Origin of the sequence: Peribacillus sp. NPDC096447 (assembly GCF_044762725.1) — a bacterium.
Lineage (GTDB): Bacteria > Bacillota > Bacilli > Bacillales > DSM-1321 > Peribacillus.
Genome location: NZ_JBIWEV010000006.1, coordinates 179,995 through 199,877 on the forward strand (window position 1 = coordinate 179,995; position 19,883 = coordinate 199,877).

At 41.8% G+C, this 19,883-nt stretch carries 23 protein-coding genes and 2 pseudogenes; 13 read left to right on the forward strand and 12 right to left on the reverse strand.

The window, feature by feature from the left end; translation table 11 throughout:
- The first annotated feature begins 112 nt into the window (after nucleotides 1-112).
- From ribE to ACIQZD_RS20555, 4 genes and pseudogenes are all read left to right on the forward strand, one after another.
- Nucleotides 113-751, forward strand: coding sequence for a riboflavin synthase (gene ribE, locus ACIQZD_RS20540; protein ID WP_137017840.1), 639 nt, complete (start codon nucleotides 113-115; stop codon nucleotides 749-751).
- An 18-nt stretch (nucleotides 752-769) separates the two neighbouring features.
- Nucleotides 770-1,408 (forward strand): annotated as a pseudogene (gene ribB / locus ACIQZD_RS20545) (3,4-dihydroxy-2-butanone-4-phosphate synthase); the annotation flags it as partial.
- 79 nt (nucleotides 1,409-1,487) lie between these two features.
- Nucleotides 1,488-1,958: a 6,7-dimethyl-8-ribityllumazine synthase gene (ribH, locus tag ACIQZD_RS20550; protein WP_048685088.1), complete on the forward strand. Its 471-nt coding sequence runs from the start codon at nucleotides 1,488-1,490 to the stop codon at nucleotides 1,956-1,958.
- Between the two features lie 282 nt (nucleotides 1,959-2,240).
- On the forward strand, nucleotides 2,241-3,407 hold the full coding sequence (locus tag ACIQZD_RS20555; protein ID WP_402905936.1) for a DHH family phosphoesterase: 1,167 nt from the start codon (nucleotides 2,241-2,243) through the stop codon (nucleotides 3,405-3,407).
- Nucleotides 3,408-3,445: 38 nt separating this feature from the next.
- Here ACIQZD_RS20555 and ACIQZD_RS20560 read toward each other — a convergent pair whose 3' ends face one another.
- From ACIQZD_RS20560 to mreBH, 6 genes are all read right to left on the reverse strand, one after another.
- The gene (locus ACIQZD_RS20560) at nucleotides 3,446-4,312 is read right to left on the reverse strand and encodes a YihY/virulence factor BrkB family protein (protein ID WP_402905938.1); all 867 of its coding nucleotides are present in this window, start codon (nucleotides 4,310-4,312) and stop codon (nucleotides 3,446-3,448) included.
- Nucleotides 4,313-4,434: 122 nt separating this feature from the next.
- Nucleotides 4,435-4,875, reverse strand: a complete 441-nt coding sequence (locus ACIQZD_RS20565) for a hypothetical protein (protein ID WP_402905940.1) — start codon at nucleotides 4,873-4,875, stop codon at nucleotides 4,435-4,437.
- A gap of 109 nt (nucleotides 4,876-4,984) precedes the next feature.
- The gene (locus ACIQZD_RS20570; RefSeq protein ID WP_101224893.1) at nucleotides 4,985-6,211 is read right to left on the reverse strand and encodes a cation:proton antiporter; all 1,227 of its coding nucleotides are present in this window, start codon (nucleotides 6,209-6,211) and stop codon (nucleotides 4,985-4,987) included.
- A 6-nt stretch (nucleotides 6,212-6,217) separates the two neighbouring features.
- Nucleotides 6,218-6,715 (reverse strand): cation:proton antiporter regulatory subunit, encoded by a 498-nt coding sequence (locus ACIQZD_RS20575; RefSeq protein WP_137017835.1) that lies wholly within the window; start codon nucleotides 6,713-6,715, stop codon nucleotides 6,218-6,220.
- A gap of 53 nt (nucleotides 6,716-6,768) precedes the next feature.
- Complete coding sequence (locus ACIQZD_RS20580) at nucleotides 6,769-7,332, reverse strand: tyrosine-type recombinase/integrase (protein ID WP_241590013.1); 564 nt, start codon at nucleotides 7,330-7,332, stop codon at nucleotides 6,769-6,771.
- Nucleotides 7,333-7,562: 230 nt separating this feature from the next.
- Nucleotides 7,563-8,570, reverse strand: coding sequence for a rod-share determining protein MreBH (gene mreBH, locus ACIQZD_RS20585; RefSeq protein WP_137017834.1), 1,008 nt, complete (start codon nucleotides 8,568-8,570; stop codon nucleotides 7,563-7,565).
- Between the two features lie 125 nt (nucleotides 8,571-8,695).
- Here mreBH and ACIQZD_RS20590 point away from each other — a divergent pair, with 125 nt between their 5' ends.
- Both ACIQZD_RS20590 and ACIQZD_RS20595 read left to right on the forward strand, forming a co-directional pair.
- The gene (locus ACIQZD_RS20590; protein ID WP_402905944.1) at nucleotides 8,696-8,824 is read left to right on the forward strand and encodes a hypothetical protein; all 129 of its coding nucleotides are present in this window, start codon (nucleotides 8,696-8,698) and stop codon (nucleotides 8,822-8,824) included.
- Nucleotides 8,825-8,864: 40 nt separating this feature from the next.
- Nucleotides 8,865-9,962: an AbrB family transcriptional regulator gene (locus ACIQZD_RS20595; protein ID WP_402905946.1), complete on the forward strand. Its 1,098-nt coding sequence runs from the start codon at nucleotides 8,865-8,867 to the stop codon at nucleotides 9,960-9,962.
- Here the strand turns inward: ACIQZD_RS20595 and ACIQZD_RS20600 are convergent.
- Nucleotides 9,907-10,203 carry a hypothetical protein gene (locus ACIQZD_RS20600; protein ID WP_402905948.1) on the reverse strand — a complete coding sequence of 99 codons (297 nt, stop codon included), beginning with the start codon at nucleotides 10,201-10,203 and terminating at the stop codon, nucleotides 9,907-9,909. The two genes, ACIQZD_RS20595 and ACIQZD_RS20600, sit on opposite strands and share 56 nt — an antisense overlap.
- Nucleotides 10,204-10,474: 271 nt before the next feature.
- Between ACIQZD_RS20600 and motA the strand changes: the two genes are divergently transcribed.
- From motA to map, 5 genes are all read left to right on the forward strand, one after another.
- The gene (gene motA, locus ACIQZD_RS20605) at nucleotides 10,475-11,266 is read left to right on the forward strand and encodes a flagellar motor stator protein MotA (protein ID WP_101224885.1); all 792 of its coding nucleotides are present in this window, start codon (nucleotides 10,475-10,477) and stop codon (nucleotides 11,264-11,266) included.
- Nucleotides 11,259-12,014 (forward strand): flagellar motor protein MotB, encoded by a 756-nt coding sequence (gene motB, locus ACIQZD_RS20610; protein WP_402905951.1) that lies wholly within the window; start codon nucleotides 11,259-11,261, stop codon nucleotides 12,012-12,014. Before motA ends, motB begins: the two co-directional genes overlap by 8 nt.
- 45 nt (nucleotides 12,015-12,059) lie before the next feature.
- The gene (locus ACIQZD_RS20615) at nucleotides 12,060-12,335 is read left to right on the forward strand and encodes a late competence development ComFB family protein (protein WP_402905953.1); all 276 of its coding nucleotides are present in this window, start codon (nucleotides 12,060-12,062) and stop codon (nucleotides 12,333-12,335) included.
- A 126-nt stretch (nucleotides 12,336-12,461) separates the two neighbouring features.
- Nucleotides 12,462-12,977 (forward strand): type 1 glutamine amidotransferase domain-containing protein, encoded by a 516-nt coding sequence (locus ACIQZD_RS20620; RefSeq protein WP_402905954.1) that lies wholly within the window; start codon nucleotides 12,462-12,464, stop codon nucleotides 12,975-12,977.
- Nucleotides 12,978-13,083: 106 nt separating this feature from the next.
- The gene (gene map / locus ACIQZD_RS20625; RefSeq protein ID WP_101224883.1) at nucleotides 13,084-13,830 is read left to right on the forward strand and encodes a type I methionyl aminopeptidase; all 747 of its coding nucleotides are present in this window, start codon (nucleotides 13,084-13,086) and stop codon (nucleotides 13,828-13,830) included.
- Between the two features lie 41 nt (nucleotides 13,831-13,871).
- On the opposite strand, the pseudogene ACIQZD_RS20630 reads toward map, so the two are convergent.
- The 4 genes and pseudogenes from ACIQZD_RS20630 to ACIQZD_RS20645 all read right to left on the reverse strand — a co-directional run bounded on the left by ACIQZD_RS20630 (nucleotide 13,872) and on the right by ACIQZD_RS20645 (nucleotide 16,215).
- Nucleotides 13,872-14,215 (reverse strand): annotated as a pseudogene (locus tag ACIQZD_RS20630) (DUF2164 domain-containing protein).
- On the reverse strand, nucleotides 14,125-14,640 hold the full coding sequence (mobB, locus tag ACIQZD_RS20635) for a molybdopterin-guanine dinucleotide biosynthesis protein B (protein ID WP_350301152.1): 516 nt from the start codon (nucleotides 14,638-14,640) through the stop codon (nucleotides 14,125-14,127). Before mobB ends, ACIQZD_RS20630 begins: the two are co-directional and overlap by 91 nt.
- Complete coding sequence (locus ACIQZD_RS20640) at nucleotides 14,628-15,893, reverse strand: molybdopterin molybdotransferase MoeA (RefSeq protein WP_402905957.1); 1,266 nt, start codon at nucleotides 15,891-15,893, stop codon at nucleotides 14,628-14,630. Before ACIQZD_RS20640 ends, mobB begins: the two co-directional genes overlap by 13 nt.
- A gap of 97 nt (nucleotides 15,894-15,990) precedes the next feature.
- Nucleotides 15,991-16,215: a DUF1128 domain-containing protein gene (locus tag ACIQZD_RS20645; protein WP_034305672.1), complete on the reverse strand. Its 225-nt coding sequence runs from the start codon at nucleotides 16,213-16,215 to the stop codon at nucleotides 15,991-15,993.
- 221 nt (nucleotides 16,216-16,436) lie between these two features.
- Between ACIQZD_RS20645 and ACIQZD_RS20650 the strand changes: the two genes are divergently transcribed.
- Together ACIQZD_RS20650 and ACIQZD_RS20655 are read left to right on the forward strand one after the other, a co-directional pair.
- Nucleotides 16,437-16,829, forward strand: a complete 393-nt coding sequence (locus ACIQZD_RS20650) for a YtxH domain-containing protein (protein ID WP_402905959.1) — start codon at nucleotides 16,437-16,439, stop codon at nucleotides 16,827-16,829.
- 16 nt (nucleotides 16,830-16,845) lie between these two features.
- Nucleotides 16,846-17,685 (forward strand): YihY/virulence factor BrkB family protein, encoded by an 840-nt coding sequence (locus ACIQZD_RS20655; protein ID WP_402905961.1) that lies wholly within the window; start codon nucleotides 16,846-16,848, stop codon nucleotides 17,683-17,685.
- A gap of 235 nt (nucleotides 17,686-17,920) precedes the next feature.
- On the opposite strand, the gene ACIQZD_RS20660 is transcribed toward ACIQZD_RS20655, so the two are convergent.
- The gene (locus tag ACIQZD_RS20660) at nucleotides 17,921-19,840 is read right to left on the reverse strand and encodes a heavy metal translocating P-type ATPase (protein ID WP_402905963.1); all 1,920 of its coding nucleotides are present in this window, start codon (nucleotides 19,838-19,840) and stop codon (nucleotides 17,921-17,923) included.
- Nucleotides 19,841-19,883 lie beyond the last annotated feature (43 nt).

A 19,883-nucleotide genomic window follows, 5' to 3' on the forward strand; every position in this document is an offset into this window, starting at 1 on the left:
AAAAATGAAAATATTAGGCTTTTTAGGTATACAATTTTTTTCACTCATTTCTCCTGCTAACTCCTTAGGTTATCCTAAGGGGTTTTTTATATTTTATAAAAGGGGGAAAAACATGTTTACGGGGATCATTGAGGATATCGGTACCGTACATTCCATGAAAAAAGGAAAAAGCAGTATGGAGTTATCGATTCGTTCTGAAAAAATCCTTGAAGATGTTCATCTGGGGGATAGTATTTCAGTAAACGGAGTCTGCTTAACGGTAACGTCCTTCACGAAAAGTTTGTTTACGGTCGACGTGATGCCGGAAACGGTCAAAGCTTCCTCGATCCGGACATTGAAATTGGGATCACCTGTGAATCTCGAACGAGCCATGAGTGCACAGGGAAGGTTTGGCGGCCATTTTGTTTCAGGTCATATCGACGGAACCGGAACGATCATAAAAAAAGAACGGAAAGAAAATGCCGTTTATTATGTAATCCAATTGGAAGAGGGGCTCAGTGCCTTTTGCATTCCAAAAGGATCCGTAGCCATTGATGGAACGAGCTTGACGATATTTGGAATCGAAAGGAACCTATTGACTGTATCATTGATTCCATTGACTCATCAGGACACCATATTGGGACAAAAAGCGGCTGGCGATATCGTTAACATCGAAAACGACATGATAGGGAAATATATAATACATCAAATGAAAAATGGCAATCCAAAACCAGGACTGAATTTAGAGTTTTTGGCAGAGCATGGATTCTAATAAAAGGGCGGTGTAATGATGTTCCATACAATAGAAGAAGCGATAGAAGATTTGAAGGCTGGCAAGGTAGTAATCGTATCCGATGATGAAGACCGTGAAAATGAAGGGGATTTTGTAGTGCTGGCCGAAAAGGCGACACCGGAAGCGATTAATTTCATGGCGACTCATGGACGTGGTTTGATTTGTACAACCATCACTGAAGAACTGGCAGCGAAATTGAAACTGCATCCTATGGTAGGAGAAAATACCGATCATCATGGCACTGCTTTTACAGTAAGTGTCGATCATAAAAGCACCTCTACAGGAATCAGTGCTTTTGAAAGGTCCTTGACCATCCTTGAGCTTCTTAATGAAGATTCGGTCGCTGAAGATTTTCAAAGGCCTGGTCACACTTTTCCGATAGTCGCTAAAGAAGGCGGCGTATTAAGGAGGGCAGGACATACAGAGGCATCGGTGGACTTGGCGAAGTTATGCGGTGCCGCTCCAGCTGGTGTCATTTGTGAAATCATGAATGAAGATGGAACGATGGCCCGGGTATCCGATTTAGAAGTCATCGCTGATAAATTCAACTTGAAATTCATTACGATAGCCGATTTGATTCGGTATCTTCAACAAAATGATACTATCGGGAAACAGGAGCTTGAACTGAACATCCCGAAAGCTTGAGGATTTAAGGAATTACATCTTAACAGAACAAAAAAATTATATTGTTTTTTAAAATTAGGAGGAATTGGACATGGGGAAAACTATTGAAGCACAATTAATCGGATCAGGATTGAAAGTCGGCATCGTGGTAGGAAGATTTAATGAGTTTATCACAAGCAAGCTTTTAGGAGGGGCATTGGATGGCCTTAAGCGTCATGGCGTTGATGAGAATGATGTTGACATCGCTTGGGTCCCTGGTGCTTTTGAACTACCGTTAATTGCAAAAAAACTTGTGAATACAGGTAAATATGATGCAGTAATCGGCCTTGGAACGGTAATCAGGGGTGCCACTTCACATTATGATTATGTTTGTAATGAAGCAGCTAAAGGCATGGCTTCCGTTTCCTTGGAAACAGGTGTACCGGTTATCTTCGGTTTGCTGACAACTGAAAATATTGAACAAGCGATTGAACGTGCAGGAACAAAATCAGGTAACAAAGGCTATGAAGCGGCCGTTAGTGCAATTGAAATGGCCAACCTTGGAAAATTGATTGAACAGTGATTTGGCATAAAAAAGCCGCAGGGAATAACATTCCTGCGGCTTTTTTAATTGTCGGATTGAAATACCTCGATTTCAAAGTAATGTGTTTTCACTATATATTGGTATAAATTATGGAAAAAAAAGATTCATTAGGGAATTTTCAAAAAAAAAACGAACAAAAGCATCACGTAATGGAAGCATGATAAAATATGCAGATATGATTATGCTACAATTGTAAAGATTGCAATTGAAATTCATGACTTTAGGGAAAAGTAAATTTATTAGTTATTAGGAGGGGTTTGTGTGTACCATCTCTTTACACATAATGATTTAGATGGAGTTGGCTGCGGCATTGTAGCTAAGCTGGCATTCGGAGAAGAAGTAGTGGTTAGTTATAATTCAATTGGTCGCCTTAATCAGAATGTAGGAGCTTTTCTTGAGCAGGCCAAGATTGAAGATACATTAATTGTTACTGATCTATCGGTTGATGAAGATAACGAAAAAATGATTACTCAGTTTGTGGAAGATGGAGGCAAAGCGCTGCTGATTGATCATCATAAGTCAGCATTGCATTTGAACGAACATGATTGGGCATCTGTAACTGTAGAACAGGAAGATGGTAAACAGACGGCAGCAACATCATTATTCTATCAGTATGCAGTTGAAAATAAATACCTGGAACCTTCAAGCATTGTCGCTGAATTCGTTGAATTGGTCCGACAATACGATACTTGGGAATGGGAAGTCAATAAAAATACAACGGCAAAACGATTGAATGACCTGTTTTTCATGATTCCGATTGAGGAATTCGAAATGAAAATCGCGAATAAGCTGTCGACGGCTGAAAGTTTTACTTTTGACGAAGTGGAGCAAACCCTTCTGAATGTTGAAGAGAGTCGGGTAGATCGGTACATAAACAGGAAAAAAAGAGAAGTCTATCAGGCAACGGTCGGTCCCCATACAGCTGGTGTGGTCCATGCAGAGTCATATCACTCAGAATTGGGTAATGAACTGTCGAAAGAGTTCTCGCATCTTGATTATATAGCGATCTTGATGGTTGGAAGTAAAAGAATCAGCTTCCGGACAATTCATGACGATATTGATGTTTCTGAAGTTGCTGGCAAGTACGATGGAGGCGGCCACCAAAAAGCGGCAGGTTGTACCATGTCCGAAAAGGCATATAGCCAATATGTCGAAAAGACCTTCTTTGCCGAGCCTCTTAAACGAGACGCACATAAGAATCAATTGAATGTAAAGGAATCCCCAGAGGGCTGCCTATATTCAACGAGAGACAAACAGGACATATTCATCTATGAAGATGAAGAAGAGCAATGGATTGTTGAAATCAACGGAAAACAACAGAAAAAAACATTCGATACATTTGCGGAAGCGGAAAAATACATGAAGCGGAAATACGCGGCATGGCTTGCCCATGATGAAAGATATGAAGAGTTTGTCAATAAGGGATGAATAGGAAAGCGGCTGTCCGAATGAGACAGCCGCTTTTTTTACCTTTTAAGCGGGACAGGATGGACGATCGTGCGGGACGGTTTTTTTGGAATGGAGTTTTGGCGATGAAGAATTGCATTGATTTCTCCGCCGATCACAAAAATCAGACCACTCAAATACAGCCATAGCATCAAGATGATGACGCCTCCTAAACTGCCATAAGTGGATGAATAGTTGGCAAAGTTACTGACATAGAATGAAAATCCAAGTGATATTGCCAGCCAAAGTACAGTTGCGGTCACTGCCCCGGGGATGACATGTTTAATGGGAAAACTTTTATTCGGTGCAAAGCGATATAAAAAGGCAAGGACAAGTGAAATGACGACAACCGCGATGACCCACCTTAATAAGCTGAATAATATTTGCGTTTCTTCAGGGATCGGAATGACTTGCTGTAATAAATCGAGTATCACTTTTCCGAAGACGGGGAGACCCAACATGACGATGAATGCTACAACGAGGCATAATGTCAATACAATGGAAATGAAGCGGGCTTTAATGAAATTCCTTGTTTCTTCAACATCATAGGCGATATTCATGGAATGGATGAACGCATTCATTCCATTGGAAGCGGACCATATGGTGCCAAGGAAACCAAAAGTCAGTAAGCCGCCGTTCCGTTCAGATAATATGTTAATGATATTTTTCTCGATGACTTCCATCGTTTCTGCAGGCATGAAGGTTTTTATCGTGTCCAGGGCAGTCTGAATATCGATGTTCAGATAAGGTAATAAGGACAGCAGTAAAATGAGCAAAGGGAATAGTGCCAGTAGATAGTAATAAGCTTGTTCTGCTGCCAGCCCGGTCACACGATCTTCCTTTATTTCTTTAATCAGTTTCTTTGAAAAGTTTATCGACTTATTCATCTGGGCATCACTCCTGAATAGTTACTTAGGTTATTGCTTCTTTTCCCTCTGTTCATGTAAGTTAACCCTCAAAAGAAAAGAAATTAAAAGGAGTTTCCCAAAAAAACAAGTCCCTTTCATGTCTAATTCGCGTGCTTGTAGAAGCTTGTGACAATGATATAGCCTGCGACTACTCCAGTGATCGAATTTAATGTTGTTGATCCATTCGCTCCGTAATAACCAAAAACAAATCTGGAGAGAGGCCAATCAATTAATGCTCCAGAAAAGTACAAAATCGGAATGATGGAGAGGTATAGAAATGGCAAGCCAAGGATGACCAACCTTAGCCAATTCATTTTCAAATGCCCCTTTTTGGATAAGTTTTGCAGAAGCCTGGGAATGGCGAGTATCATGCCTAGGAAAATCGGGAGTGAGGATTCGTACAGCAAGTATCCTTTAATCTCGAAAGTTTCGCGACTAACTGTAAATAGGTGCTGTTGGTACTTCAAGCCTATGAATAATACACCCAACACTACTACTAGGTATGTTAAATAACAAATGGCTCTTTTTAAAGAAAGATTCATGGTTTTTGGCCCCCTATATAACAAGTATAATAAAATTAGGTAAATTATGGAACTAGTTTATAAGGGTAAACAGAAAAACGGCCAGACATTGCTGTCTGGCCGTTTTTCTCTATTGCACTTCTTTTCCCTGTTCCTTTTGAACTTTCGGAGGGGTCCATTTGAATACTTTATTTAGGATATTATAGATGTGTTTGGATTCTTTGGTAAGGATCGGCCCAAGAATCGCTAAGGTTAAAACATAAAGTGCAGCAAACGGGGTTAGTATAGGCATTAAACCGCCAGCAATGCCTAAGTTGGCTAAAATGATGGAGAATTCGCCGCGTGAAACGATCGTTAAACCGATGTTTGCGGAAGCTCTGTGAGATAAACCGGATTTGCGTCCGGCGATCATACCAGCTGCAAAGTTACCGATTATGGTGATGATGACGGCTCCAAGAACCATCCAGACAGCTCCGCCAAGGGTCGTCGGATCAATACTCAAGCCAAAGCTGAAGAAAAATATGGCCCCGAAGAAGTCTCGAAAGGGAATGACAAGTTTCTCGATCCTGTCACTATGTTCCGTTTCAGAAAAGACTAGGCCGAGCAGTAATGCACCGATGGCTTCCGCAACATGAATCGTTTCCGAGAAACCGGCAATGAAGAATAGTAAGGCGAACACGACGATGATAAAAATCTCATCGGAGGATATATTGAATAATTTGTTAAGGACCCCTGATGCTTTCCGGGCGATAACGAAAAATATCAGCATATACCCAATCGCGATAAATGTAGAAAGTAATGTTCCCCAAACGGAACCAGAAGAGCTTAATACCAATCCGGATACGACTGATAAATAAACAGCGAGGAAGATATCTTCAAACATGATGATGCCAAGGATTAGCTCCGTTTCATTGTTACCGGTCCTTTTAAGGTCCACAAGCACCTTTGCCACAATGGCACTTGAAGAAAAACTGATGATCCCGGTTAATATCAGAACCTCTTTCAATGGAAGGCCGAGCAGGAAACCGTACAGCAAGGCCATTCCCACGTTGATTAAAATGTAATAGGTTCCGCCTGTCACGATATTTTTCCCGGATTTCATAAGCTTTTTGACGGAAAATTCAAGCCCTAGGTAAAAAAGAAGGAATAAAATACCGACCCGACCGAGGAATGCTATGATTTCATCGCTTTCGATGAAACGCAGGTCAATTAATCCGAAGTGCGGAGCATGGGGGCCAACGAGCATCCCGATGATAATTAATAGTGGAACATTCGATATTTTGAATTTACCTGCTACGAGAGCGGCTAATGCCACTAGAAGTAGGGCAGTTCCCACTTCAAAGACTAAATGGTCCATATGAGCTTAGTCACTCCTTTCGTCGGTCAATAATTCTCTTGTGAGGTTTCGGATATCTTTTCTTTCACCGGATATCACAAGGGTGTCGCCTGTTTCGATGATGGAGTCAGGACCTGGATTATTCAGTTGTTTTTTTCCTTTTTTAGAATGGGCGATGACGGTCACGTTATAATTGCTCCTGATATCAATCGAACCGATCGTTTGATTGATGGCCTTTGAACCTGGTTCGACTTTGAACCATTCAATCACCAAGTCACCCAATGACATTTCTATCGTTTCAAGTGCTTGTGGTTTATAAACCATGCCGCCTATGATGGAAGCCATTTGCCGTGATTCCTGATCGTTAAGGGTGATGCTCGATATGACGTCCTCATGTTCATTATCAAAATGGTATAATTCCCGACGGCCGTCATCATGAATGACGATTACTAACTTTTCATCATTTCTCGTTATGATTTCGAATTTTTGGCCAATACCAGGAAGTTCACTTTCTCTAATTCTCACTGGAATTCCTCCTTAAAATGTTGGTTAGAGTTAAATAGAAGATAGCAGAATGTTTATAAGTTAACGTCAATATTCGTCTTGAATTTCTTCTCCTTAGATATGCCGATGTATTTTAATGTCTCCGATGGACTGGAATGATGGTAATGCTTCTGGATCAATGCCAGTGACACTCCTTGTTTATAGGCGTGGTAGCCAAAAGTTTTACGCATCGAACTTGCTCCGAATTTGCCTGTCAGCCCTGCACCTTCCACAGCATCATGGATGATTCGGTGCGCCTGTTGACGTGTGATCGGCTTTTTTGTCTTAGGGGAAAGAAATAAAAATTGACCTTCGATAACCTTCGAACCTTTAAGGTATTCTTGTAAGGCGGTACGGACTTTCAGGTTCAAATAAATTTGGTTTACTTCGTCATTTTCCGTCCGCTGCTCATAGAACTCCTTGATTTTGCCCGTTTCATCCAGAACGCTGGAGACAGTGATTTCGAGCATTTCATTTATCTTCATACCTGTATTGATGCCGAGTACAAACAATAAATAATCCCGACTGGAGTGAGAGCGTAAGTATGTTTTTATTTTGCTGATTTGATTGATATCCTTAAAGGCTTCTACATATTCCATCGATCTTCTCCTCTTGCCAATGTAACATAATTAGATTATAACACAAGTTATGTAACATTACATGGATTTAGTTCTGCAGGTTATTCCTATCCAAACAGTAAAAAAACCTTTTCCATATTCTCTACGCAAACGAGGTAAAATATTTCAGGGAAGTTATTAACGTGGAAATTGCTGTCTGCAAAGCCTGAAAGGAAAAAAAAGAAACCCCAAGTCGGGGTTTCCTCAATTTTTTAGTATACGGCTTTTTGTAATTTGTGAATGACCTCAAGTGAAAGCCCGGTTCCGATGGCAACTGATTCAAGCGGGTTATCTGCAAGTTGGACTGGGACGACGATTTCATTCGTCAGCCATTCTTGTACCCCGTTGAGAAGTGCACCCCCGCCGGATAAGATGACACCTTGATCGACGATATCCCCGCTCAATTCAGGAGGACAATCTTCCAAAGTGGCCCTTATTGCTTCCAGTATATGAAGAAGCGATTCCTGGATGGCTTCCTGGACGTCAGTGGATGATATTGTAATCGGCTTTGGAAGACCCGTTACAAGATCGCGGCCCCTGACTTCCATGGTGATCACGGAATGTTTAACGAGTGCGTAGCCGATTTCTTTTTTTATTTCCTCGGCTGTTCTTTCCCCAATCAGCACATTATGTTTTTTTCTAACATATTGGCTGATATCTTCATCCAATTGATCTCCGCCAATTCTGATTGAATTGCAAGAAACGACGCCGCCATAAGAGATGATTGCGACCTCAGTCGTTCCGCCGCCGATATCAACGATGACATTGGCAACTGGCTCTTCGACAGGCAAGCCCGCACCTATTGCTGCTGCTACTGGTTCCTCGATAAGGTGGACCTGTTTCGCTCCGCAGCTTTTGACTGCATCCTGAATGGCCCTTCTCTCAACTGATGTGGAACCTGATGGTGTACAGACCACTACACTAGGTTTGCGAATCGATAAACCTAGGGCCTTACTTGCTTTTTTCATGATTTCCCGAAGCATTTGCGCGGTCACGTTAAAATCCGCAATGACACCATCCTTAAGCGGACGGATTGCCACAATATTTCCAGGTGTTTTCCCGATCATGTTTTTTGCATCCACACCGACTGCCAATACTTTATTAGTCTCTATATCAATGGCCACCACAGATGGCTCATTAAATACGATTCCTTTATTTTTACTATAAACTAGCGTATTTGCAGTTCCTAAGTCAATGCCTATTTCTGTATTTGATAACATCTAGTCACCCCTCCATAAGAGTTTGACCCCTATATACTCATTCTACCTTTTATAGCGAATTTGTGGGGGTGGGAAATCTAGTAAATAGTGGAAGTGCCGTGCTGTTCCTTTCATAGAGCGAAAACATGAGGGAATATAAAAATGCACTGGTGAGGGAGGCGCGCCAAGAACGGCAAATGTCCAATTGGCATCCTGACACTGGAATGGTGAAAACAAGCGTGGATGCAGCTTTGAATCCGCCTATTTTATGTTAAGATAAAGATGAAAATCCGCTTAAATAAAGAAGGTAATTTTGTGAGTGAAAATTTAATCGAGAGTAAGAGTTTTAGAGTCATCTTTACAGCTTTTCTAGCTTTCCTGGGTGGTTATGCGTTTGATAGCCTTGGAATATACCTGCCATGGATGCTTGGACCATTATTCGTCGTAATGATTGCTAAAGTGAAGTTAAGGAAGTATTTGTATTGGTCTAAAACCTTTAGAAGTACTGGATTGGTCATTCTAGGTTTGCAACTGGGCAGTTCATTCACGAAACAATCTCTAAATGAGATGATTGAATATCTGCCAGTTATGCTTTTTACGACAATTGCAATCATTTCATTTACAGTGTTGACCGGCTGGTTTGTCGGAAAGCGAATGAACTTATCCTTGGGCACATCGATGCTTGGCAGTTTTCCGGGAGGCCTTTCCCAGATGGTGGTCTTAAGTGAGGAAATGAAGGAAAGTGATGAAACGGTTGTAGGTTTCATGCAAACACTGCGGGTCATCCTGGTGATATCCATTGTTCCTTGGATTGTGACCCATGTAATGTCAGTTGAATCAGGTGCGGTAATGGCCGTATCGGAGCGGCCGTTTTTCTTATTTGAATATGATGGGAAATTAGCCATCATGATGTTGGTAACATTGCTGATATTCATCTTCATCACAAAGAAAGCGAATTTTCCGCTCCCTTTTTTGCTAGGACCTCTCATGGCCGCTGCACTATTCAATTTAGCAGGCCCAGGTGCCCCGCAGATTCCTGACTTTTGGTTGAACTTGTCGCAATTGTTGATCGGCGCACATTTAGGCTACACACTGAAGGTTGATAACCCCCGACTTTTCAGAAAGATGTTCGGGGCCGTATTCGTCAGTAATGTCCTATTGATTGGATTTTGCTATTATCTTTCCATTCAGTTTGCCCCAGTCCTATCTTTACAGGCGAACGAATTATTTTTGAGCATGGCGCCAGGCGGCGTCGCCGAAATGGCAGTCACAGCCATGTCTGTGCATGTGGATTTATCCGTTGTCACAAGCTTTCATTTATTCAGGATCTTATTCATTTTATTTTTTCTATCACCCATCATAAAATGGCTGGCCGGAAGAAACCACGGGAAACAAAAACAGGGACAAAGCTGACAGGCTTTGTCCTTTTGGCGTTAAGCGGAAAATCACGAGTAAAAGCGCGAAACTCACGAGTAAAATGCTGGAATTCACGAGTAAAATGCTGAAACTCACGAGTAAAAGTGCGAAATTCACCAGTAAAAGCGCGAAACTCACGAGTAAACCGCAACTCACGAGTAAACCGCCAAATCACGATTAAAATGCTGAAACTCACGAGTAAACCGCCAAAACTCACGAGTAAAAGCGCGAAACTCACGAGTAAACCGCCAAAATTCACGAGTAAATGCGCATATTCCAGACGTATTGAGATAATTTCATACAAAACAGGCTGGTAATTCCATTCTTGAAAAAATATTGTACCCAAAACATTGAATGTACTGTTGGTTAAGCTCATCTAGGCAATAAAGTTGGTAGATTTTGTGATGATTTAGTGAAAATTGAAATCGAATAGTAAAATAATCCTCACTTTTTTTGAACTTCATCCGATATAAGGAGGAGACGAGACTTTAAATGAATGGGTGAGTATTATGGATATAACATCAGTTTTGGGTGTAGTTCTGGGTATCGTGGCCATCTTGGTCGGAATGGTGTTGAAAGGCGTTAGTGTAACGGCGCTGATTAACCCGGCGGCTATTTTGATCATTATTGTAGGGACGATAGCTGCTGTCGTAACGGCTTTCCCTTTGTCGGAATTAAAAAGACTACCAAAAATATTCAAGATTTTATTCTTTGAACAAAAATTGACAAAGCCTGAAGATTTAATTAAAACCTTTTCTGAATGGGCGGTCATTGCCAGGAAAGAAGGCTTATTGGCATTGGAAAGCATTTCGGATCAAGTGGATAATACTTTTTTGAAAAATGGCTTGAATCTTGCAGTCGAAGGTCAGAGTGCCGATTATATTCGTGATATTTTAGCAGAGGAAATAGATGCGATGGAAGAACGTCATCTAAGCGCGGCAGCGATTTTCAGTCAAGCCGGTACATACGCACCGACGCTGGGTGTATTGGGTGCGGTAATCGGGCTGATTGCTGCATTGGGTAATATGGCCGACACGGAGGCTTTGGGCCATGCCATATCTGCCGCGTTCGTCGCAACCTTGATGGGGATTTACACGGGGTATGTGTTATGGCATCCATTTGCCAACAAGCTAAAACGGAAGTCGCAGCAGGAAGTTCGAATCAAAGAAATGATGATAGAAGGTATTTTATCGATCATTGAAGGGGAGGCGCCGCGAACGATTGAACAGAAATTAACATCATATTTGCCTGCTGGAGATCGTAAAAAGTGGTTAGAAGGCGATGTGAGAGAAGATGGCTAGGCGCAAAAAGAAACAAAGGCATGAAGAGCATATCGATGAATCATGGCTGGTTCCCTACGCCGATATCTTAACATTGCTTCTCGCTCTTTTTATCGTCTTGTTCGCTTCAAGTTCGGTTGATGCAGTAAGGTTCCAGCAGTTGTCCAATGTATTTAACCAGGTTTTTACAAGCGGAACGGGTTTTATGGATTTTCCAAGTGATTCCCCGAGCAATGAGCCAACGTCACCAGAACAAAGAACAGGTGCGGAAGATCTTGAGAAGCTAGGGAAAAACGAGCAAGAAGAACTTACGGAAGTTCAGGAGCGTGTAAATGCCTACATCCAAAAGAATGATTTAACGGATAAATTGGGAACGAACCTTACGGATGAAGGCATGTTGATTTCAATTAGGGAAAACGTGCTGTTCGAATCGGGTGTGGCTGAGGTGAGAAGTGAAAACCGAAAAATCGCTAAGGAAATCTCCGATTTGCTGGTCATGGACTTACCCAGAAACATTATCGTAAGCGGGCATACCGATAATATTCCTATAAAGAATTACCAGTATGAATCCAACTGGGATCTGAGCGTGATGCGATCCGTGAATTTTATGAAACTTCTCCTCGAAAATAAAGAGTTGGATCCCGAGATGTTCAGCGCTAAAGGACATGGGGAATTCAAGCCGGTTGCTTCCAATGAAACGAAAAAAGGAAGGGCGAAAAACCGGAGAGTTGAAATCCTAATTGTTCCACGGACAGCGATAAATGAGTGAAAACCTGTCAGGAATGGACGGGTTTTTCTTTTTTAAGGAGAATATATGGAGAGAGAATTTACAAATGTGATGGAAGAAATCGTTGTGACATGGGTGCAGGTTTTAATGTCAGGTATGGAATACCAAACATTTTGTTCGTGCAGTAAATGTAAAAATGACATCATCACATTATCATTGAATAACCTGCCTAATTACTATGTAACCATGGAAGAAGGACGGAAAAGGATATTTCGAAATTTGAATACAGAGGAAAACAGGAAATGGATCAATAAAAGAATCATCAATGCGATTCACGTTGTTGGCCAGTATCCTAAACATTGATTTGCTTTGGGAATAGGCTAAATATAGCACTAACATTAATTATGCGTTTTATTAATGGTGACAGAGGGAACATAAATAAAGTGCAAAGTAGGTTCATTCAATCAAAAATTGAGGAGATGAATTATTATGGGTAAAAATATCGCATGTGTAGTAACGAATATGTTTGAGGACTCGGAGTATAGTGAACCGGCAAGAGCATTTGAAGAAGCCGGCCATACGGTAACGACGATTGAAATGATAAAAGGGAAAACTGTTAAAGGAAAACAAGGGGAGGTAGAAGTCGCGATTGATGAAAGCATCGACTCAGTGAAACCGGAAAATTTCGATGCATTATTCATCCCCGGTGGGTTCTCGCCTGATCAGCTGCGTGCTGACGAACGCTTCGTATCTTTCGCCAAATCGTTCATGGATGATAAAAAGCCTGTATTTGCAATCTGTCATGGACCGCAGTTGCTGATTACAGCCAAAACACTTGAAGGACGCCGCGCAACAGGATATACATCCATTAAAGTCGATATGGAATATGCAGGTGCCACATATTTGGACAAGGAGGTTGTGGTTTGCGGAAACCAGCTTGTAACCAGCAGGACACCTGAAGATCTTCCGGCATTTAACCGGGAATCGCTCAATCTATTGAAATAATGAAAAATCCCGGCAGCTGCCGGGATTTTTCATTTTAAAGGATTCATATACTTTCATCTTTGCAGTAAAATAAAAGGAGAGACGAATAAAAAAGGAAGTGTCACGATTGATCGTATTAAAATCTGCACGAGAAATTCAAGCGATGCATGAATCGGGTAAAATTTTGGCAGCTTGTCATAGGGAGATTGCTAAGTTGATTGTTCCTGGGGTGACAACATGGGAAATAGAAGAATTTGTTGAAGGATTCTTAAAAAAACATGGTGCGAAGCCGGAACAAAAGGGTTACAAAGGGTATGAGTATGCGACATGTGCCAGCATAAATGAAGAAATCTGTCATGGTTTCCCTCGTAAGACCCCTTTGAAAAATGGAGATATCGTAACGATTGATATGGTCGTCAATTATAACGGGGCCCTTGCCGATTCTGCCTGGACGTATACGGTCGGTAAGGTTTCAAAGGAAACCGAGCATTTGGTTCATGTGACGAAGGAATCTTTATATAAGGCGATTGAAGTATGTGTGGAAGGCAATCGGATTGGAGATATTGGTCATGCCATACAAACATATGTCGAGGCGGAAGGCTTCTCTGTCGTTCGTGATTTCATCGGCCACGGGATAGGAAGTGTCATTCATGAAGAGCCGCAGGTTCCGCATTATGGACTGCCGAATAAAGGCCCGCGTCTTAAGGAAGGCATGGTATTCACCATCGAGCCAATGGTAAATGTAGGTACATATAAAGCAAGCCGGGATCCGAATGGATGGACGGCATCCACTGCAGATGGGAAATACTCGGCTCAATATGAGCATACGATTGCCATTACGAAAAACGGTCCGCTTATTCTGACCGAACAATGAACATGAAAAAACAGCATCGATTATGATGCTGTTTTTTCATGTTAATCAATTGGCCGTCCCAATGAATACAAATCTTCTTCTATATTTCCTAATCTGTCCTCAATGACTTTTTTAGCATCTTTGATACCTTCATTATAGATAAATGGAGCAATATTTCGAAAATGAACTGCAAGTGATTTTCAGCAGCAATTTCTCCGATTTCCTTTCCATGTTCCTGATACACATATTCTTGGATACTTTCGATCATCTTGCGACGTTTTTCTATGGGAAATTGAATGAACATTGTGCCCTCCTTCATATTTGTTCTAAAAACCATGTAATGAATGAATCCGAATCCAAAGGGAAGACGGGTACTGAAGCATGATTCCTGGTTCGTTCCAGACATTCGGGCCAAGCCACCGCTGCTTTGACATTAGTAAGCCGTTCCAATAACACGAGGTCACTTTCTTCTTTGATTAAAATGACCTTAGGAAAGTCCTCTTGCTTATAACCCTCAATTAAAATCACATCAGGGAGAAATAGACACAGTAATTGAATCAGCTCAGTGATAGGGGCTTCCCCCTTGAAATTGCCGAGCAGCTCGATTGTTCCATCACCTTCAACAAGAGAAGCTGCCGCCCCAGCCTGAAAGTGTTTATTGGAATCCTTCATACCGTTAACATCCGGTTTTCCGCCATGTCCATGATGTTTTAAGACGGCTGTCTCTAATTTGGCTTTGCGAAGCTTTTTGATAATATTCGTTATGAAGGTCGTCTTTCCTCTATTTTGGTAGCCAACCACCTGAAAAATAAAAGGCTTCACCAAGGCCATTTGCATCCTTCCTGGTCATCGAGAAGCAGGATATCCACGAAATCTCCCGTTTGGAAACCACGGGACCCCCCAGGTAAGACGGTCAGTGAATTGGCACCTGCCAAGCTTGTTGTAATATTGGATTTATCCACACCGCTGGGAATTACCTTCAACTGGCCGGATTCATAAAATAATCGGGTCCGAAGCAGACGTGAGAATGGATTGGGCTTTAAGAAGTCCTCTGCCAATTGGGCAGTCTCTTTTCGTAAATGCGGATGTTCCGAAAACAGCATGGTGCGGATGATCGGTCTTGCAAATAGTTCAAAGCCGACATAACTGGCGGAAGGATTGCCGGATAAACCGAATAAAAATTTGTTATTATATACCGCTACGGTCGTCACGCTGCCGGGGCGCATGGCCACTTTGTTGAATAAGACTTCAGCACCCATTTTTTGATAAATATCCGGGAGAAGGTCAAAATCACCGACAGAAACCCCTCCAGTTGTAATGAGCAAATCCACTTCCTCCAAGGCAGTTGAAATGGCCTCGTGGCTTAATTCGAATTCATCCTTAAGCTTTCCATAATAGCGGACTTCTCCTCCGGCCCTCCGAATTTGGGCGGAGATGGCATGTGAATTGCTGTTGCGGATTTTCCCAGGCTGCAACGGTTCGTTAACATCAAGAAGTTCCGAACCTGTAGCGAATAATCCGACGACAGGTTTCTTGGCAACTGGGACTTCGGCATATCCGAATGTTGCCAGCAAGCCGATGATCCCTGGATTGATCGCTGTTCCTTTTTTTACAAGAACATCGCCTTTCTTTGCATCCTCTCCTTGAAAAGAAACGTTTTCGCCTTCCTTAAGTGAGCGTTTAAATGATATGTACTTCTTTCCGTCCTTTTCGAATTCCTTTGTGAGCTCGAGCATGATTACGGCATCACACTCAGCTGGCATCTGAGCTCCAGTCATGATTCTCGCCACTTGATTTCTTTGTACAGGGATAGTCGATACCATCCCCGCAGCCAGTTCTTCAACCACTTCGAACTCAAGAGGGTTATTTATGGAACCCTCTGCCGTATCCTTGGACCTGAGGGCGAATCCATCATATGGAGAGCGGTTAAAATGCGGAACGTCATTTGTGGCTACAATATCTTGAGCCAAAAAACGGTCTTGGCTTTCCTCGAGGGGAATCAGTTCCGCATGTCCTATTAATTTATGCTTCATCACTTTTTCCACTGCTTCTGCAATACTGATGGGTATTCTTCTTTCTACCATGCTTACAACTCCTGTCGGTTTTCAATTTCTATATCAAATGTATCAGAATTATTTTAAAAATGAAAAAAATCCTCACCGATATGGGAGGATTTGAATGTTACTTATTACGCAGTCTTCCAAGTTCTTCGGCGATCGCTTCCATTTCACGGACACTGAAATTCGTTTTTTTCATCACCATTGTATAAATATCATGCAGCTCTTCGTACATTTCGATATCAAAATGGGTTGATTTGATTGCACCGAAGTTCATCACTTTTAATTTATCCTTGATTGCTTCGATCATAAACTCGACACTTTCGGCTGTGTTTTGCGTTAAATCCATTTCCCTCATCCTTTCATACGTTCCTAAATTATTTTCATCTTTGCATGATTACCGCTGGAAGTCAATGAATATTACGAAGCTTGATCCCCAATATACTTGGTCATCTCCACGTTTTAAACTGAGGGAGTTTGGGAAAAGATAGGAAAAAACTTTTTTAAACATTGTATAATGGGGATAGCTACCATTATCCATCAACTAATATATGACGAGGAGGAGAATATATGAGCAACATTCGAGAAGAATATAAGTGTGACAAGAAAAGTAAATTTATGCAAGCGGTCTTTATTGGGGCGTTAGCAGGGGCTGCGATAAGCCTTTTTGACAAGGATACGCGTGCTTCTGTATTGGAAAACAGTAAAAGCTGCATGAGTAATATGAAGGAATTCGTGAAGAATCCCAATGGGGTGCTTACACAAGTACGTGAAACATCATCCAAGGTCCGTTCCACTGTTGAAAAAATTTCCGATGATGTATCCTTCATTTCCCAAAAGGTGGAGGAAATGAAGGATATTCCATCGCAAGTTGCCCAAGTGGTGATGGAGACGAAGGAAGTCTTTGCTGCAGAGCAAGATGAGTCATCTTCAAGTCACCATGAACGGATTTCCTTAAATTAGAAAATGGGGTGGAGGTATGGCCAATAAAAAAGAATGGCTGAAAGGCTCATTCTTCAAGACTTTCATAAAACGGTTACAGATGGATGATGTGTCGGGGCTTGCCGCACAGCTGTCTTATTTCTTCTTACTTTCCCTGTTTCCGTTACTTATTTTTTTATTCACCTTATTGGCCTATCTGCCATTTTCCCAAGAAGATATATTAAATACCGTCCGTACATATGCGCCTGACGATTCGATGAAAATCATTGAGGCCAACCTTTCGAAAGTGATGGAAGCGAATGGGACTTTATTGTCGTTTGGTGTCATCGGAACGATATGGTCGGCATCGAATGGGATGAATGCAATCATTAAAGCATTTAACCATGCATACGATGTAAAAGAAAGTCGAACTTTCTTTATTTCCCGGGGAATGTCGATTCTGCTCACTTTAGCGATGATTTTTGTTTTTATTGTCGTTTTATTGCTGCCGGTATTCGGAAAACAGATCGGAGTATTCCTATTTGCCGAAATTGGACAATCCGATGAGTTTCTTACGATTTGGAACCAGCTTCGCTGGGTGATCAGTACGCTTGTATTTTTAATTGTGTTCACTATCCTTTATTGGATTGCCCCCAACATAAAGCTGAAATGCATAACCGTACTGCCTGGTGCTATCTTTGCAACGGCAGGATGGAGTCTTGTTTCCTTTTTGTTTTCTTTTTATGTGGAGAACTTCGCTAATTATTCTGCAACATATGGAAGCCTTGGAGGGATCATCGTATTAATGGTCTGGTTTTATTTATCGGGGCTCATCATCATATTGGGCGGGGAAATAAATGCGCTCATAAGTGAAAGGCAAAAACCAGAATGTGCATGAGCTTCCTGGAGTTCCCGTAATAGCGGACTAACATGCTGCAGATACTATTCAAGAAATAACAGCTTTTGAAGAGGAGGAGTTCTTTCATGAGTAAAAAGGATGGCAGCACAAAGCAAAAAGGAAAAAATAAAGGTTCGAACCATAAAACATCAGGTTCTGCAAATGGTAAGAACGGATATCACTAAAATGAAACGATCATAAAAAAAGGGAGCCTTGTAGGGCTCCTTTTTCATGTTTAGTTTCTCAAAAGTCTTAAGCTGTTCAGTATAACGAGAATTGTGCTTCCTTCATGTCCAATGACGCCGTACGGAAGGTCAAGGAATTGAAGGAAATTGGATGCTATCAGGATCATGATGACCGAAATTGAAAAGATGACGTTTTGTTTGATGATTCGATTCATCTTCTTGGATAATTTGACTGCTTCCGCGATGCGCGGCAGGTCATTCTTCATCAGAACAACATCCGCTGTCTCCAAGGCAACATCTGTGCCTTCACCCATTGCAATTCCCACAGATGCCGTCGCTAGTGCAGGTGCATCATTGATGCCATCCCCAACCATTGCTACAGTGCCAAAATGTTCTTTCAGCCTTTTCACTTCAGTCACTTTGGTTTCTGGCAGGCATTCGGCAATATATGCATCAATATGGCTCTCCGACGCAATCGCTTTAGCCGTTTTTTCACCATCGCCTGTCAGCATGACGGTGTGGATGCCCTCATTTTTCAAAGCTTCGATGGCTGTAATGGTTTCTTCACGTACGACATCTTTCAAAGTGAGAATACCGGCAATCCCTTGATCATCCTTTGCATAAACGATTGTCTTACCTTGTTCAGCCAATGTCAGTGCAATGCCATTTTGGAATCGTTCTGCTTCACTGCGACCGACGAAATCAGCTTTTCCGACTTTCCAAAGCACGCCATTGATGTATGCTTGAACTCCATTGCCTGATATATCTTCCATGTTATCCGGTTTAATGATGTCTCTTTGCAATTTCGTTTTGGCATAACGTACGATCGATGTTGCCAAAGGGTGGTTCGAATAATTTTCAACAGATGCAATATGAAATAAGAAATCATCTTCGTTTAAATCTTCGCGGATAATGACATCCGTTACCTCCGGTTTTCCTTTTGTCAATGTACCGGTTTTATCTAAAGCAATTGCCTGCAGGTTACCTAGATTCTCAAGATGGATGCCGCCTTTAAATAAAATGCCATGACGAGCACCATTTGAAATGGCAGAAAGCGTAGCTGGCATTATAGAGGCCACAAGGGCACAAGGAGAAGCGACAACGAGCAGGATCATCGCTCTGTAGAATGTTTCGGTCCAGCTCCACCCCAATATGAAATGGGGTACGAACATCATCAAGCCGACAACGGTCAATACCACTTTTACATAAGTCCCTTCAAACCGTTCAATGAACAGCTGGGAAGGGGACTTTTCACTTTGTGCGGATTGAACGAGAGTGATTATTTTTTGAAATAATGTTTCACTTGCTGGTTTGGTGATTTCCACGGTAATCGTACCACGGAGATTAACCGTTCCGGCAAATACTTCATCATCCAATGATTTGCTGACCGGTATGGATTCACCAGTGATGGCGGCTTCATCGATATTGGTACGGCCGTCCGTGATTTTTCCATCTGAAGGAACTCTCTCACCTGGTTTCACTAAAATCAGATTTCCGACATGCAGCTGTGAAACGGATACGGTTTCTTCATATCCGTTAGTGATGCGCAGTGCTTCTTCAGGCTGTAAGTCCATAAGTGCCGAAATTTCTTTATGGCTTTTATTCATCGTGTATGTCTCAAGGGCACCGCTTAATGCGAAGATGAAAATCAATATGGCACCTTCCGTCCAGTATCCGATGATCGCAGAACCGATGGCAGCAAAAATCATCAGCATCTCAACATTCAATTCCCGGTCGGCAATCGTATCTTCTATTCCTTCTTTTGCCTTGGCATATCCGCCAATCAAGAAAGAAGCTACGTATATGACGATGGAAGTGGACTCCATTCCGTTCTTTGAAAGGGCCCAGCCCAACACTATTAATAAACCGCTGAATAATGCAGCAAAAAGTTCTAGATGAGGTTTTGCTTTTTCCAACCAAGTGGTTTGGCATGTAGCCGGTTGGGTTAAATGTTTAGTATCTGTAGTCATAAGATTCCCTCCCACATTCTTTTCTATTTAGTGTAAATGATAT

Excerpts from the sequence above, each read along its gene's own strand:
- motB (WP_402905951.1), top strand. The coding sequence starts at position 11,259 with ATGGCTAGGCGCAAAAAGAAACAAAGGCATGAAGAGCATATCGATGAA.
- mobB (WP_350301152.1), bottom strand. The coding sequence starts at position 14,640 with ATGGCCTTGGTGAAGCCTTTTATTTTTCAGGTGGTTGGCTACCAAAAT.
- ACIQZD_RS20590 (WP_402905944.1), top strand. The coding sequence starts at position 8,696 with ATGAGGGAATATAAAAATGCACTGGTGAGGGAGGCGCGCCAAGAACGG.
- ACIQZD_RS20565 (WP_402905940.1), bottom strand. The coding sequence starts at position 4,875 with ATGAATCTTTCTTTAAAAAGAGCCATTTGTTATTTAACATACCTAGTA.
- ACIQZD_RS20655 (WP_402905961.1), top strand. The coding sequence starts at position 16,846 with ATGGCCAATAAAAAAGAATGGCTGAAAGGCTCATTCTTCAAGACTTTC.
- ACIQZD_RS20560 (WP_402905938.1), bottom strand. The coding sequence starts at position 4,312 with ATGAATAAGTCGATAAACTTTTCAAAGAAACTGATTAAAGAAATAAAG.
- mreBH (WP_137017834.1), bottom strand. The coding sequence starts at position 8,570 with ATGTTATCAAATACAGAAATAGGCATTGACTTAGGAACTGCAAATACG.
- ACIQZD_RS20660 (WP_402905963.1), bottom strand. The coding sequence starts at position 19,840 with ATGACTACAGATACTAAACATTTAACCCAACCGGCTACATGCCAAACC.
- ACIQZD_RS20620 (WP_402905954.1), top strand. The coding sequence starts at position 12,462 with ATGGGTAAAAATATCGCATGTGTAGTAACGAATATGTTTGAGGACTCG.
- ACIQZD_RS20645 (WP_034305672.1), bottom strand. The coding sequence starts at position 16,215 with ATGGATTTAACGCAAAACACAGCCGAAAGTGTCGAGTTTATGATCGAA.
- ACIQZD_RS20570 (WP_101224893.1), bottom strand. The coding sequence starts at position 6,211 with ATGGACCATTTAGTCTTTGAAGTGGGAACTGCCCTACTTCTAGTGGCA.
- ACIQZD_RS20640 (WP_402905957.1), bottom strand. The coding sequence starts at position 15,893 with ATGGTAGAAAGAAGAATACCCATCAGTATTGCAGAAGCAGTGGAAAAA.
- ACIQZD_RS20650 (WP_402905959.1), top strand. The coding sequence starts at position 16,437 with ATGAGCAACATTCGAGAAGAATATAAGTGTGACAAGAAAAGTAAATTT.
- motA (WP_101224885.1), top strand. The coding sequence starts at position 10,475 with ATGGATATAACATCAGTTTTGGGTGTAGTTCTGGGTATCGTGGCCATC.
- ribE (WP_137017840.1), top strand. The coding sequence starts at position 113 with ATGTTTACGGGGATCATTGAGGATATCGGTACCGTACATTCCATGAAA.
- ACIQZD_RS20615 (WP_402905953.1), top strand. The coding sequence starts at position 12,060 with ATGGAGAGAGAATTTACAAATGTGATGGAAGAAATCGTTGTGACATGG.
- ACIQZD_RS20580 (WP_241590013.1), bottom strand. The coding sequence starts at position 7,332 with ATGGAATATGTAGAAGCCTTTAAGGATATCAATCAAATCAGCAAAATA.
- ribH (WP_048685088.1), top strand. The coding sequence starts at position 1,488 with ATGGGGAAAACTATTGAAGCACAATTAATCGGATCAGGATTGAAAGTC.